General features: G+C 42.2%; 12 protein-coding genes and 1 other annotated feature. Of the genes, 11 read left to right on the top strand and 1 reads right to left on the bottom strand.

Translation table 11 applies throughout. From position 1 onward, the window contains the following. The first annotated feature begins 177 nt into the window (after positions 1 to 177). The 4 genes from GT589_RS04750 to GT589_RS04735 all read left to right on the top strand — a co-directional run bounded on the left by GT589_RS04750 (position 178) and on the right by GT589_RS04735 (position 7162). On the top strand, positions 178 to 1899 hold the full coding sequence (locus GT589_RS04750) for a [Fe-Fe] hydrogenase large subunit C-terminal domain-containing protein (protein WP_293396767.1): 1722 nt from the start codon (positions 178 to 180) through the stop codon (positions 1897 to 1899). Positions 1900 to 1916: 17 nt separating this feature from the next. After that, complete coding sequence (locus GT589_RS04745) at positions 1917 to 3113, top strand: SpoIIE family protein phosphatase (RefSeq protein WP_293396764.1); 1197 nt, start codon at positions 1917 to 1919, stop codon at positions 3111 to 3113. A 51-nt stretch (positions 3114 to 3164) separates the two neighbouring features. Beyond that, entirely contained in the window at positions 3165 to 6011 is a 2847-nt protein-coding gene (locus GT589_RS04740) for a type I restriction endonuclease (RefSeq protein ID WP_293396761.1), read from the top strand. Between the two features lie 551 nt (positions 6012 to 6562). After that, the gene (locus GT589_RS04735; protein WP_293396758.1) at positions 6563 to 7162 is read left to right on the top strand and encodes a DUF445 domain-containing protein; all 600 of its coding nucleotides are present in this window, start codon (positions 6563 to 6565) and stop codon (positions 7160 to 7162) included. A gap of 47 nt (positions 7163 to 7209) precedes the next feature. Here the strand turns inward: GT589_RS04735 and GT589_RS04730 are convergent, their stop codons facing one another. Beyond that, complete coding sequence (locus tag GT589_RS04730) at positions 7210 to 7941, bottom strand: RelA/SpoT domain-containing protein (RefSeq protein WP_293396755.1); 732 nt, start codon at positions 7939 to 7941, stop codon at positions 7210 to 7212. Between the two features lie 126 nt (positions 7942 to 8067). Then, positions 8068 to 8289: a binding site (T-box leader), on the top strand. Positions 8290 to 8356: 67 nt separating this feature from the next. On the opposite strand from GT589_RS04730, the gene thrS reads away from it, so the two are divergent. The 7 genes from thrS to GT589_RS04695 all read left to right on the top strand — a co-directional run bounded on the left by thrS (position 8357) and on the right by GT589_RS04695 (position 14670). Further along, the gene (thrS, locus tag GT589_RS04725; protein WP_293396752.1) at positions 8357 to 10273 is read left to right on the top strand and encodes a threonine--tRNA ligase; all 1917 of its coding nucleotides are present in this window, start codon (positions 8357 to 8359) and stop codon (positions 10271 to 10273) included. Between the two features lie 258 nt (positions 10274 to 10531). Then, positions 10532 to 11050 (top strand): translation initiation factor IF-3, encoded by a 519-nt coding sequence (gene infC, locus GT589_RS04720; RefSeq protein ID WP_442952076.1) that lies wholly within the window; start codon positions 10532 to 10534, stop codon positions 11048 to 11050. 24 nt (positions 11051 to 11074) lie between these two features. Then, complete coding sequence (gene rpmI / locus GT589_RS04715) at positions 11075 to 11272, top strand: 50S ribosomal protein L35 (protein ID WP_025435205.1); 198 nt, start codon at positions 11075 to 11077, stop codon at positions 11270 to 11272. Positions 11273 to 11302: 30 nt separating this feature from the next. After that, entirely contained in the window at positions 11303 to 11662 is a 360-nt protein-coding gene (gene rplT, locus GT589_RS04710; RefSeq protein WP_293396745.1) for a 50S ribosomal protein L20, read from the top strand. Positions 11663 to 11842: 180 nt separating this feature from the next. Beyond that, complete coding sequence (locus tag GT589_RS04705) at positions 11843 to 13198, top strand: TrkH family potassium uptake protein (RefSeq protein WP_293396742.1); 1356 nt, start codon at positions 11843 to 11845, stop codon at positions 13196 to 13198. A gap of 14 nt (positions 13199 to 13212) precedes the next feature. Then, on the top strand, positions 13213 to 13866 hold the full coding sequence (locus GT589_RS04700) for a potassium channel family protein (RefSeq protein ID WP_293396739.1): 654 nt from the start codon (positions 13213 to 13215) through the stop codon (positions 13864 to 13866). Then, positions 13867 to 14670, top strand: coding sequence for a TrmH family RNA methyltransferase (locus GT589_RS04695; protein WP_293396736.1), 804 nt, complete (start codon positions 13867 to 13869; stop codon positions 14668 to 14670). The last annotated feature ends 24 nt before the right edge of the window (positions 14671 to 14694 follow it).

Here is a 14694-nt window from a genome sequence, read left to right as displayed (position 1 = left end):
AATACATGGAATTGAAAAATGGCGCCATGCTCAGACGTGTTGAAAATAACCAAAATGCCATGAAGTATGATATAATTAAATGCAACGGAATGATAAAAAATACAATATGATAAAAATTTGACAAAAAAATATATTAGCTATAAAATATATTTAAATACAGGCATGGAGATGGTTTTTATGGATAATTTCCTCGAAGTTGTAAAATCTAATTGCAGGGGATGCTATAGATGTGTAATGACATGCCCTGTGAAGGCAGTGAAAATAGAAGCCGATAAGGCTACCATAGTGGATGAGCTTTGCATTTCGTGCGGCAATTGCTACAGAGAATGTCCTCATGATGCCATAAGGATAATGTCGGATATAGGCCAGGTGAGAGAATATATAAGGCTTAACTACAAGGTTATAGCATCGGTTGATCCTCATATCGTATCTGACTTCAATGGCCTTAGTCAAGGCAAGTTTATAGCGGCTCTTAAGGCGCTGGGATTTTATAGAATAGAAGACACCAGTGTTGCGGCCTATACCGTTATGGAGTTTTCAAAAAACTATATCAAAAAAAATCAGGTCAAAGGGAATACGGGTGTTTTCATATCATCCTACTGCAACTGTTCCACGCAGCTAATAAGAAAATACAATGAAGAACTGCTGGAACATATAATACCTGTAGACTCACCAATGGTGCTCCATGCCAAGTTCCTGAAGGAAAAATATGGAAGGGACGCGAAGATTGTTCACATAGGGCCGTGCATATCCAGAAAGGTTGAGTCCATGGAGCCCCAAAACCGCGACTATATAGATAAAGTGCTCACTTTCAGCCAGGTGATTGGCTGGATTCACTCCTCAGGCATTGAGTTGCGAAATCTTGAAGACAAGGATTTTGACAGCAAGACAGCCAGGGAAGGGTGCGTGCTCTACAAGCCATTCGATGTAGAGACTGCTGAAGGTGGGGTTATTGGCATAGACATAAGAGGTATAAGAGAATGCAAGGATTTCATTAGCTCCATGAAAAGGGATGAGCCGCAGGGAATATGTGTTAGCATGGGTACTTGTACAGGGGCGTGTGCAGGAGGCCCTGACTATAAGCATAAGCGGGGAGTGTTGTTTAGAAAGCAAAGGTTAAATGAGTTTGAGTCCAAGGGTGATAAAATTGCAAGCCTGGGTGAATTGGAGAGCGCATACAGAAATATTGACATTAACAGGCAATTTTTGCCTGTAAGGCTGAATATAATAAAACCGTCGGAATATGATATAAAGCAGGCTCTTTGCAGCATGGGAAAAGACAGTGAGTATGAAGAGCTCGATTGCGGGGCTTGCGGATACAAAACCTGCAGGGAAAAGGCGATTGCAATATGCAAAGGAATGTCAGAGCCGAAAAACTGCAGAATATACATGCACGACAGGCTCAACAGGCTGAGCAACAAGGTTTTTGAGCTTAGCCCCAACTACATTGTCATAGTGGGCGAGGATTTTAGAATAATAGACATAAATGAGGCCATGACAAAAGTGATAGGGGAGAGCAAGGAGCGTCTCATAGGTTCATACATAGGAGATTATATGGATATTAGGGATTTTGTTGAGGTGCTCTACAGCAAACAGGACATACTCTCAAAAAAAACCAGATGGGAGAATTTCGAAAAAGATACAATCGAAAACATGATATATCTAAGCGAGCGCAAAGCCATATTCGCCATACTCAATGACAACACCAAGGAAGAAAGTCAAAAGCGCATGGTTCAGGAGATGAAAATCAGGACCATAGATATAAGCCAAAATTTGATAGAAAAGCAAATGAGAGTTGCGCAGGAAATAGCTTCGCTGCTTGGCGAGAGCACTGCAGAAACAAAAATAATCCTTTCAAGCCTTAAGGAGCTTGCTCTGAAAGAAAAGGAATACTATTAAAGTAGAGGCTGGTGTAGATGAAGAGAATATATGACAAAAGCGAGCCAAGGTTCATAGATGTGGCATACCTTAATTTGAGCAAGCTGGGAGAAGAACTCTGCGGAGACAGCATAGAGATGGTTAGATACGAGGATGGTGTAATGGCTGTGCTTTCAGACGGTCTGGGTTCAGGAGTCAAGGCTAACATACTCTCGACATTGACTTCGAAAATAGCAATAACCATGCTAAAGAGCGGTTCGGCAATAGAGGAAGTTGTAAATACAATAATTAATACTCTTCCGGTTTGCAGAGTGAGGAATCTTGCTTATTCGACATTTACCATAATACACATGCTCAATTCAGGCAAGGTATATATCGCAAATTTCGATAATCCTGAGGTTATACTTAGAAGGGGCAAGGAGTCTACGCTTATAAAGGGGGAAGAGGTCATAATTGCCAACAGAAGGGTCAGGGAGAGCGAGTTTGAGCTCGGGGACGGGGACACTATAGTGGCAATAAGCGACGGAGTAGCTCACGCGGGGATAGGAGCAATGCTAAACTATGCTTGGGGAACGGAGAACATCTCTAATTATGTGGCTAAAATACCAAATAGCATTAGTGCGATAAATACAGCAAAAAGAATTATCTCAACATGTAACCACCTATACGAGGAGAAGCCGTATGACGATGCCACGGTTATAGTCATGAAATATGTCAGGCCAAAGCATGTAACTTTGTTTACAGGCCCTCCGCTGAGTATAGAGGATGACAAGATAATAGTCAAAAAACTCACCTCCACTTATGGGAAAAAAGTAGTCTGCGGCGGAACTGCGGCCCAGATTGTCGCACGAGAAATCGGACATGAAATAGAGGTAGACACAGAAAACATAAATGCGGATATTCCGCCTATAGCCTACATTAAAGGCATAGACCTGGTGACGGAAGGTGTGCTTACGCTGAAAAAGGCACTGGATATACTCAAGGAGTATAACAATGACATTAGGCATATAGACGAGTATTTCAAAAATGACAAGCATAAGAATGGCGTTTATTTGCTTCTAAAGGTTTTGCTTGATGAAGCAACCCATATAAATTTCATAATAGGCAGAAGAATAAATCCTGCGCATCAAAATTTTGATTTTCCTGAGGAATTGATATCCAAATTGGATATAATAAAAGAAATAAAGCAGGAGCTCAAGAAGCTCGGTAAAGTAGTGACTGCTGAATACTACTAAACCCAAAAAAGCCACCTGTCAGGTGGCTTTTTTTAAAAGGTGGTGCTTGTCATGAATGAAAGTAATTATGTTCGATTTGATGTATGCAAAAAGCTCGAAGAGCTGCACGGATATTTACATATTCCAGGAGAACAGCTGACCCCTGAAAATGGAGAAAGAAAGTCATACGAAAGTTTCATGCTCGAAATGCGCCTTGAAAAATCTCTGAAAAGGCTTAATCCGTGGATGGAAAGCGGGAACATAGAGGCGGCAATAAGGCGGATTGAATCGCCCCGTGAGGACAAGAATATCTCGCTTGACGCACTGAATGAATCAATGTACGACATAATAGTGAATCAGATAATAAAAATAGAAGTCAGGGATGAATCAGATAAGCTCATTCAAAGAAAAGTAGAATTCATAGATTTCGAGAATATGGAGAATAATGAGTTCGTAGCCACTGATGGTTTCAAAATAACATTAGAGGGCAAAATAACTGAATATGACACTGTTATATTTATTAACGGATTACCGATGGTTATGGTGGAAAAAAGGAAAAGTTCAAATAATATAGTAACGGATGAATGGATATACAAGATGGACGTTTACAAGAGGCTCTTTGCAGAGCTCTATTCGTCGAGAGGAATTTCATCGTGCAGCATGCTGTGTATAATAATGACAAGAGACAATGCTTATGTAGGAACCGTTACTGACCGGTGTGTGAATTTCAAGAGGTTCTGCGCATTGGCAGATGAGGATGAATTTTTCGAACCTTTAGAGAAAGGGATGCTGGTCAATATTATAAAAAACCACATATGGTACGAGTATGATCTCAAAAGCGGAAACAGAAGGAAACGGGTTTGCAGCTTCAGGCATATAAAGACTGTGGACAGACTATTTGAGAATGCAGCTTCCTCGAAAAATACTCTCGCGCACAGCTTCTGCGGAACAGACAACGGCATAATTGCAACGCATACCCTGCTTCGTATGACTAACAGCAGCACCTTCAGAAAGTGGAGAATATGCGTGCTGACAAAAAGAAGTGACATCAAAAAGCGCGTAGAAAGAAGCATACCTCTTTCAAAAGAAAACATACGCCTCATTAGAAAGTTTGGAGAATTTGTCAGAACATGCACGGACTCTGCGGATGAGCATACCTGTATCGCCGTGAGCGACGGCACGGATGTTGATGTGGAAACTTTTGTAAAGCCCTACGTTGATGAAATATCCGAAGTCGGAAACGTGATTTTTATTTTTGACAGCCTTGATGAATTTGCAGATAAAGCAAAGCAGCTTAGGCGATATTTTCCAAAGGGGATTTTCCTGTCGGTTTCCGACGTGCCAAGGGAGCTTTTGGATGGGGAGTTGTCAGGAATATTTGAGGAAAATACATGTTCATATGATGCGGCCAGCGCGCTTGAATACGGCGCAATAGTAAAAACTCTGGTGAGGGATTCTGGCGACTACAAGATTTTGCCTGTTGAAGACAAGATACAGAAGGTATTTGGTCATTATATGAGTGTGATTTATCCCCAGGAATCTAAGGCTTGCATACTTTGCGAGAATGAACAGGAAGCACACAAGTATTTCAAGACCATAAGAAGAATGATATCTGAGCTGCCTGGCTGCGATGTGACAGTAAAAGAGCTGGGCTCGTCAATGAGCGATACAGAAAAGGCAAATATACTCAAGGATTTCAAAGAGCCGCTCAAGATTGACAAGACAGGCATACTCGTTACAGACCAGGTTATACCGGGCTATATTGAGCAGCCGCACCTTGCGATAGTATACTGTGATAAGGTGCTGTATGATCCGAAGGATATATTGAGGGCAGTTACAATGGGAAGCTCGGAATATGCATATAAGGAATTTTTCATGTTTTTCGATATTTCGAGAGAAGCCAGCATCAGATGGATTTTGAATGTTGTTGGTAAATATGGGGATTTTGCGGTTCCGTACGATGTCGTATACAAGGAGCTTAAGGCTGCTAGAGAGGAAATCCAAGCTGTGCTGGAAGGCGCCGACGTTAGAGAAGTTGATAAAATTATTAAGATCATGGATTCGGAAATGAAAAGGGCTGATTTCGAGAAGGCGTACAGAAGCTATGCAGCCTTGGTAGAACAGATAACAGGGGAATATGACTCGTCAGAATATGAAGAGTACTTGAAGAAACTTTCATTTCTAAGGGCGCAGATTAAGGCGGCATTTTCGCCGAAAGGCAGCCTTGACATGGATTTTCTCGGTCGTTCAACGCGCAGGCTTTTGAGCGATTACGCAACCCAGTCGCAGATGTATGAGATAATGACGCCTATTAGCATATATGACGGCAATTTTGCGCGCAAGATGTCGATGCTTGGGAACGCTGCCAGGGCATATTCCATGGAAAATGCCATAAGAGCAGCTATAGAGTTGAACATAGGCAAGAACATGGAGCTGTACGACAGACTGCTGAGAAAGCTGGAAACGATACTTGTTGACACGCACGACAACTGGATAAAAAGAGTTCAGCAGCTGGAAGGCTTCTTGAAAGAAGATTTTGAGGATGAGATGCTGAGAGCTAGAAAACTTGGCGTACCATTGCAGGCTCTTCAGGTGCTTGATATTATTTCGCACTGGATTGATTATACAGAGGAAGAGATGCTTGACATGGCTGTTAACATAAATATCGGCATATCAATCCTGGTGGAAAAGAATTTTGTGCCCAAATGGACTATACAGGAAGAATTGATAGGTGTAATCAAGGAAGGCATAAAGAATATAGTTGTTTCAAGATATGGCAATAGATTCAAAAAAGAATCTATACCTATACTGACAAATCAACTTTATGAATTTACAGTAAGAAATTACAGCACCCTTGAGAACATAGTAGAGGTGAAGGAAATAAGCATAGAGGAGTTCATAAAGGGCGACAAAAAATAAATTCTGACGGCGGGTTATAAAAACGGCTAATACAAATTGTCTTTGTAATAAAAAATTGACATAATAAACAGCTGATGATATAGTGAAATTAAGCAAATCTATTTTTTGACAAGGCGGTGATTAGTTTGAAAATAACTATAGATGACGCAGCTGTAAACACCATACTTGAGGTCATAGGACAAAATCCTGACCAGCCGGGCAATGTAAGGATATATGTTGCTGGAATGGGTTGAGGCGGCCCAGTATTTGGACTTGCTCTGGATGAGCAAAAGGAAAATGACGAGGTCAACAGCGACAATAAGGTTACTTTTGTTGTTGAAAGTGACGTTGTAAAGCAGTTTGGAGGATTCACAGTAGAATCAATGGGTTCTGGTTTTAAAGTAGTACCGGAAATACAGCCGGAAGCTGGATGCAGTTCTTGCGGCGGAAGCTGCGGCTAAAAAATAATTGTTAAAGATAAATACCCGGATGAATTCCGGGTATTTTTATTGTATGATTATAATGATGACCGCAAAGCATCATGGAACCAGATTTACTTTGGAGGTGGAAAGATGCAGAAAATAATTTTTCTGGGAGCAGTGGGCGCTATAATAGGCTGGATTACAAATGTGCTTGCAATAAAGCTCATATTCAGGCCAATAAGGCCTATCAGAATCCCGATGACGGGATTTGCAATATGGGGGCTGATTCCCAAAAGGCGCGAGGAGATAGCACATTCGATAGGCCTCGTAGTTGAAAGAGAATTGCTTTCCATAGAGGAGATAGTTGACAAGGTCATAAAGGAAGAGGATAAGGCAAACATAATAAAAGCCATAAAGCTCAGGATAGGGCTGATAATAGACGAAAAGCTCCCTTCGATCATACCTTCTACGCTCAAATCTATGATAAGGGAGTATGTAGACAACACTGTTGAGAAGGAGGCCGGCGGCCTCATTGAGGATCTGAGCCAGAATCTTGTGCACAGGGCCACTTCAAGGATAAAGCTCGGCAACATGGTTGAGGAAAAGATAAACGCTTTCGACCTTGCAAAGCTGGAAGAAATAATAATAAGCATATCAAAGAAGGAACTAAAGCACATAGAGGTGCTCGGTGGTGTTCTAGGTCTCTTGATAGGCTTGATTCAAGGGGTTATAGTTGTATATTTCATGTAGAGTAGGAAGCATATATTAAAATAAAAAACAGGTCTGCCGGATTAGATTTATTCGGCGGACTTATTTTTGAGCGTGTAGCTGTATCTTAAAAGGAATGAGCCCATGTCGTCTGCTGCGCATGAGAGCTGGCTCAGTATACGAAGGTAATCCTGTATTGCAGGGCTGTCCGTATGAGTAGAATATCTCATCTGGTGGTCTATTTCACTCCAGGCCTCCTCAAATATGGTTCTGACCTGGATTTCAGCAAGAATTCCGCCGCCTGGCTTGCCTTGGTCCAGCCTTACGACATAATGGACTGATCTGTAGCCGAGCTCGTGGGAGATGACCTCACAACCTCTGTTTTCAAACGCATCGATATTTGCCTTGAGTTCGCCTGTCCTTACGTTGGCATGGGGCTTTTCGGCAAGGCTCCATTTAGACTTGATGAAGTCGTCTATGACATCCCAATCCTCCTTGAATAGATGGATTACACGGACGCCGATAAGGTCTGTTACCTTCTGGCTGTAGTTGAGCTTATCCACATAGAGTTCGGGCTTGTGCAGTTTTTTTCGTATTATCTTTTCCATAAGATGCTCGGGTTCTTTTATTCTGAATTTTACAGAATGAGCCCTTGGGGCCTTCATCAGCGCAGAGGACAGGTATTCGGCGGCATATTCAAGCTCGCTTAAGGTGCCGACATAGCTTTCATATATGGACATGAGGTCTTCCCAGTATATCCCTGCTTTATCGAGCGTTGCGTCACTCATGCGATATTTTTCTAAGAATTCGCTTTTATTCATTACCTTCACCCCAAACATGCATTTTATATGATAACTATACCCAAAACTTTAAATTAAACCAAAAAAAGATGGCTTGACAAAATCTGCATTTGATTATATATTTACTTTAATATAGAAATCCAAAAAGCTACTGCTTTGAAGAGGAAGAGTAGAACGTTCCCAGTCAAAAGAGAGAAGGTGTCACCGGCTGAAAGCACCTTTAGTTATGGACGCTTGAAAACTACCTTGGAGCAGGGACACCAGTACCAATGAGAAAGTGTCTTCGCAAGCCAGCGTTAAAGGGCAAAGAGATGGCCGCAATTGGCGGTCAAATTAGGTGGAACCGCGAGTAGAACCCTCGTCCTATGCATTTTTAGGACAAGGGTTTTTTTGTTTTCGGAAAATTGTCAATAAATATATATTGGGAGGTAATAGCATGGGCATAAATGTCATTTTAAAAGATGGGTCTGTTAAGGAGTTTGAAAAAGGCACATCACTATATGAAATTGCAGTATCCATAAGCGAAGGCTTTGCAAGGAATGTAATAGCAGGCGAGGTCAACGGAAAAGAAGTCGGCATAGACTTCAAGCTTGAAGAGGACGCAAAAGTCAATTTCCTTATGTTTGACGATGAAGAAGGCAAGGAGATATTTAGGCACACAAGTTCGCACATTCTTGCGCAGGCGGTTAAAAGGCTGTATCCGAATGCAAAGCTTGCCATAGGGCCAGCAATAGAAAGTGGTTTCTACTACGACATAGACCTTGAGGAGAGAGTGACTCCTGAGATACTTGAAAAAATAGAAGCCGAGATGAAAAAGATTACAAAGGAAGACCTTAAGATAGAAAGCTATTCGCTTCCGAGAGACGAAGCCATAAAGCTTATGCAGGAAATGGGCGAGGACTACAAGGTTGAGCTTATAAGAGACCTTCCTGAAGACTCTGTAATTTCTTTCTACAAGCAGGGCGAGTTTGTAGACCTTTGCAGAGGACCGCACCTTCCTTCCACTAAAAAAGTAAAGGCATTCAAGTTGCTTAGCATTGCCGGAGCATACTGGAGAGGCGACGAGAAAAACAAGATGCTCCAGAGAATATACGGAACATCCTTTGAGAAGAAAAAAGACCTCGACGACTACCTCAACATGCTTGAGGAGGCGAAAAAGAGAGACCACAGAAAGCTCGGCAAGGAACTTGACCTGTTCATGATTTCAGAGCTTGGACCGGGCTTCCCGTTCTTCCTTCCAAAAGGCACTGTGCTTAAAAACAAGCTGCTGGAATACTGGAGAGAAATGCACAGAAAAGCAGGCTATGTAGAGATAGAGACTCCTATGATACTCAGCAAGACTCTATGGGAAACTTCAGGGCACTGGTACCACTACAAGGAGAATATGTACACTCTAAGCATAGACGAAGAGGATTACGCCATAAAACCTATGAACTGCCCTGGCGGAATGATTGAATACAAGTCTAGGATGCATTCATACAGGGACTTCCCAATAAGAGTAGGCGAGATAGGCAGGGTCCATAGACACGAGCTTTCAGGAGCGCTTCACGGCCTTATGAGGGCAAGAGCTTTCACTCAGGATGATGCCCACATATTTATGCTTCCTGAGCAGATAAAGGACGAGATAAAGGGCGTTGCAAAATTAATAGACGATATTTATAAGACTTTCGGCTTCAAATACCATGTGGAGCTTTCAACAAGACCTGAGGACTCCATGGGAACAGACGAGGAGTGGGAAATCGCAGAAAACGGCCTCAGGGAAGCCCTTGAGGAAATGGGGCTTGAATACAAGCTCAACGCGGGAGACGGCGCCTTCTATGGGCCTAAGATAGATTTTCACCTTCAGGATTGCATAGGCAGAACATGGCAGTGTGGCACAATACAGCTCGACATGCAGCTTCCTCAAAGATTCGACCTGACATACGTGGGAAGCGACGGCGAAAAGCACAGGCCTGTAATGATACACAGGGTTGCCTTCGGAAGCATCGAAAGATTCATTGGTATACTGATAGAGCACTTTGCAGGCAAATTCCCTGTATGGATAGCTCCTGTTCAGGTAAAGATACTTCCTATATCAGACAAGTTCATGGAATACGCCCAAAAGCTTCGTGATGACATGTTTGCACAAGGCATAAGAGTAGAGATAGATAGCAGGGCTGAAAAGATAGGCTACAAAATTAGAGAGGCGCAGCTTGAAAAGGTGCCGTACATGCTTATCGTAGGTGAGAAGGAAGCTGAATCTGGCAATGTGTCCGTACGTTCAAGAGACAAGGGTGAGCTTGGAGCAATGGAAACTGCAGACTTCGTAGAAATGGTTCAGGAAGAGGATAGAAGCAAGACAATGAACGAGTAGAAGACATGCATTAATTTGATTATTGCGTTTACTAAGTGTTGACAATGCGTGATAATGATGATATGATTATAAATGTTGAAAAACAAAGTAGGAGCTTCCGCTTCTCACCTTGCACCAAGGGCAGCAGGGTTAATACACAAGCTTGGATTATTTTGCCTGCGGTATCATGTGATTGCTGCAATGGTTGAATTTTGTGTATATGCGGATAGCTTTTGCTATCCGCTTTTATATTTCATGGATATATATTGAAAATCGGGGGTGTTCATTATCAAGGATCTACAAATCAATGAACAGATAAGAGAAAAGGAAGTAAGGCTCATATCTGAAACTGGCGAGCAACTAGGCATAGTGGCAACAAAAGAGGCACAGAGAATTGCAAGCGAAAAGAATCTGGATCTTGTAAAAGTCGCGCCTGGAGCGAAGCCTCCGGTTTGTAAGCTTATTGATTACGGCAAGTATAAATACGAGCTTGCTAAGAAAGAGAAAGAATCTAAGAAGCATCAGAAGATTATAACAGTTAAGGAAATAAGACTCAGACCGAGAATTGAAGGGCACGATCTTGAAACCAAGGCTAAGATGGCCGCCAAGTTCCTTGAAAAGGGTGATAAGGTGAAGGTTGTTGTTAGGTTCAGAGGAAGAGAGCTTGGCCATAGAGAGCATGGTATGGAAATAGTTGAGAAATTTGCTGAAATGCTATCTGATTTTGGTGTTTATGAAAGTAAGCCAAAATTTGAAGGAAATAATCTGGTTGCAGTGCTTGAACCAAAAAATCAGTAAGACAATTGAGAGGAGGAAATTAGCATGCCAAAGATGAAAACTCATAGAGGAGCAGCTAAGAGATTTAAAAAGACAGGAACTGGTAAACTCAAGAGAAATAAAGCTTTCAAGAGACATATCCTTACAAAAAAATCTGCTAAGACTAAGAGAAACCTTAGAAAAGCTGGCATAGTAAGCGACGGCGACATGAAGAGAATAGCTGTTCTATTACCTTATCTTTAATATTAGTTTTTAAAAAGGAGTGAGAAAGACATGGCAAGAGTTAAAAGAGGAGTTAACGCTCGTAGAAGACATAAAAAAATACTAAAGCTTGCAAAAGGATTTAAAGGTGCTAGAAGCAAACTCTTCAGACCAGCAAACGAGTTTGTACTTAAGGCGCTTAGACATGCTTATGTAGGCAGAAAGCTTAAGAAAAGAGATTTCAGAAAGCTTTGGATAACAAGAATAAATGCTGCAACAAGAATGAACGGAATGTCGTATTCTAGATTCATAAGCGGCCTGAAGCTTGCTGATGTTAACATAAACAGAAAAATGCTTTCTGAAATGGCTATACACGATCCAGAAGGATTCAAGCAGCTTGTTGAAGCTGCAAAGCAAAAGCTTAACGCATAAATAAAATATGCAAGCCTCTTAAACAAAACGGGGGCTTGTTTTTTATTTATTAAATTGTGGTAAATACAACAGTATAGTGATAACATCTATTATGGGAAGTCGTTTTAAAGTTGAACTAAGTTTAATCGTGAGATTTTCAATCTGATGCAATATCTCTGTGACAATTAAGAGGTGAAATAATTGGCGAGCATAATAAAAAAAAGGGAGAAAAAAGCAAGTGCGCTTTCCCCGGCACAGATAGTTGTAGTTGGATTCGCCGTGACTATACTAGTGGGAGCAATGCTTTTAAATCTTCCCTTTGCAAGCAAGAGTGGTGAGAGTGTGGGGTTCATAAACGCACTGTTTACTGCCACATCGGCCACATGCGTAACGGGACTTGTAGTTGTCGATACAGGTACATATTGGACAAATTTTGGAAAAGTAGTAATAATAGGACTCATACAGGTCGGCGGACTGGGCTTCATGTCCATGGCGACCCTTTTTTCGATGCTTATAGGCAAGAAGATATCTCTTCGTGAGAGACTGATAATACAAGAGTCTCTCAACCAAAACGATCTTGCAGGACTCGTCCGCCTTACAAGGCACATACTCATAGGTACATTCATAATAGAAGGTATAGGTGCGCTGCTTCTTTCGAGCGTATTCATACCAGAAAAGGGAATTGCAAAAGGTCTGGCATATGGATTATTCCACTCAATTTCGGCATTTTGCAATGCAGGATTTGATCTTGTTGGAAACGGCAGATCGCTGACTCCTTATGTAGACAATATTACAGTAAATCTTACAATATGTTCACTTATAATACTTGGAGGACTAGGATTTACTGTTATAGCGGATGTTCTCCAAAAAGGAAAGGCCCAGAGGCTGTCACTCCATACGAAGATAGTGCTGACAATGACTGCGGTTTTGATATTGGCAGGATTTGCGCTATTTTCTCTATTTGAAGCTGGCAATCCATCAACATTAGGCGGACTGTCGGCAAAGGGCAGGGTGCTTGGAGCACTATTCCAGTCAGTAAGTCCAAGGACAGCGGGCTTTAACACCATAGACCTTGCTGCCATGACTGACAGCTCCAAATTCTTGACTATAATACTCATGTTTATAGGAGGCTCGCCGGCATCTACTGCAGGCGGAATAAAGACGTCTACATTCGCGTTGCTTGTTATCGCGATAATAACGCTTATAAAGGGCAGGGAGCATGTGGAGATTTACAAGAGAAGCATACCATATTCCGCTATAACTAAGTCTTTGGCGGTTTTCGGGCTTGCCATGACTCTTGTAGTAACTGTCACTATGATACTCAATATTACTGAAAAATTCGATTTTTTGGACATACTCTTTGAAGCTGTGTCAGCATTTGGAACGGTGGGGCTAACATTGGGAATAACGTCAGGCCTTACGTCAATAGGCAAGCTAGTGCTCATATTTACGATGTTTGCAGGAAGGGTTGGAGCGCTTACTATTCTTATTGCCCTTGCCAGCAGAGAGAAAAAGACTTTGTTAAAATATCCTGAAGGCAAAGTTATAGTAGGGTAGAAAGGGGATAAAGTATGAAAAGGCAGTTTGCAGTAATAGGGTGCGGAAGATTTGGAGCATCATTAGCCAGGACGCTCTATGCGCTAGGGCAGGAAGTTATGGTGGTTGACAGAAGCGAGGAGAGGATTCAAAACATATCTGACTTTGTAACGTATGCAGTCCAGGCCGACGCCACTGATGAGAAGACTCTTAAGTCGCTTGGCATTAGGAATTTCGACACGGCCGTAGTAAGCATAGGCTCGGATATACAGTCATCAATAATGGCTACGCTCATGGCTAAGGAGCTTGGAGTCAAATATGTGCTTTGCAAGGCTCAAAACGAGATGCAGGCAAAGGTACTCTACAAGATTGGAGCCGACAAGGTTGTTTTTCCTGAAAGGGACATGGGAGTTAAGGTTGCCCACAACCTGGTTTCGCAGAACGTACTGGAGTATATTGAGCTGTCCCCGGACTTCTCTATAGTGGAAATAGTATCTCCAAGGGCATGGGTTGGAAAATCAATGAAGGATCTGGACCTTAGAGCCAAGCTCGGCATAAACGTAATGGCAGTAAAGCATCCTAATGGCATAACCATATCACCGCCAGCTGATAAGATTCTCAATGGCGAGGACATTCTGGTAGTAGTAGGCAGGAGCGAAGTCATAAACAAGATAGAGGCTATGGAGTAGATGTACATCGAGATAAAGAGCAAGGACAACGAAAGGTTCAAATACGTAAAATCACTTCTCAAGAAGAAGCATAGAAATCTGGAAAAAAAATTCATAGTCGAGGGACACAGGATAATAAAGCAGGCGCTCGAGGTTGAAGCTGAGGTTGAAACTGTAATGTTCACAGAGGAATATCTCAGGAGTGAAGAGCATGAGCAGCTTCTCCTGAAACTGAGTGGAGCAGGGGTGCGCATTTTCAAAGTGGCAAGACCGTTGCTCGATGAGCTTTCTGACACGCAGCATTCCCAGGGGATAATTGCGGTTGTCAGGTTGAATGAGCATGATCTCGAATCCCAGCTGCCAAATGCAAACTTCATTCTCGTGCTCGATCGTATACAGGATCCGGGCAACATGGGGACGATTATAAGGACTGCTGATGCGGCAGGTGTGGACGCTGTTGTGATGCTCAAGGGCTGCACAGATCCATACAGCTCAAAGGTGCTCAGGTCTACAATGGGCTCTATATTCAATATGAAGCTGTTGCTTGCTGACGAGAGCGAAGCGACATTGAAATTCATCAGGCAAAGCGGCTTTGAATTGGTTTCGAGCATGCTGGAGACGGATACATACTATGATGAAATAGAGTTTAAGAAAAAGACGGCACTTGTAATAGGCAATGAGGGCAGCGGGATAGAGGACTGGATACTGAAGGAGTCCGACGTTCATGTTAAAATACCCATATATGGTAGCGCCGAGTCGCTCAATGCTGCTGTTGCAGCTGGAATCCTAATGTACAGGATAGCAGGATTCATATATTGTAAATAAAAATTCTATATGTTATAATTACAA

The organism is Peptoclostridium sp., assembly GCF_009881055.1.
In the GTDB taxonomy this organism is placed as follows: Bacteria; Bacillota; Clostridia; order Peptostreptococcales; family Peptostreptococcaceae; genus Peptoclostridium_A.
This window is presented reverse-complemented; position numbering and strand designations above follow the sequence as displayed.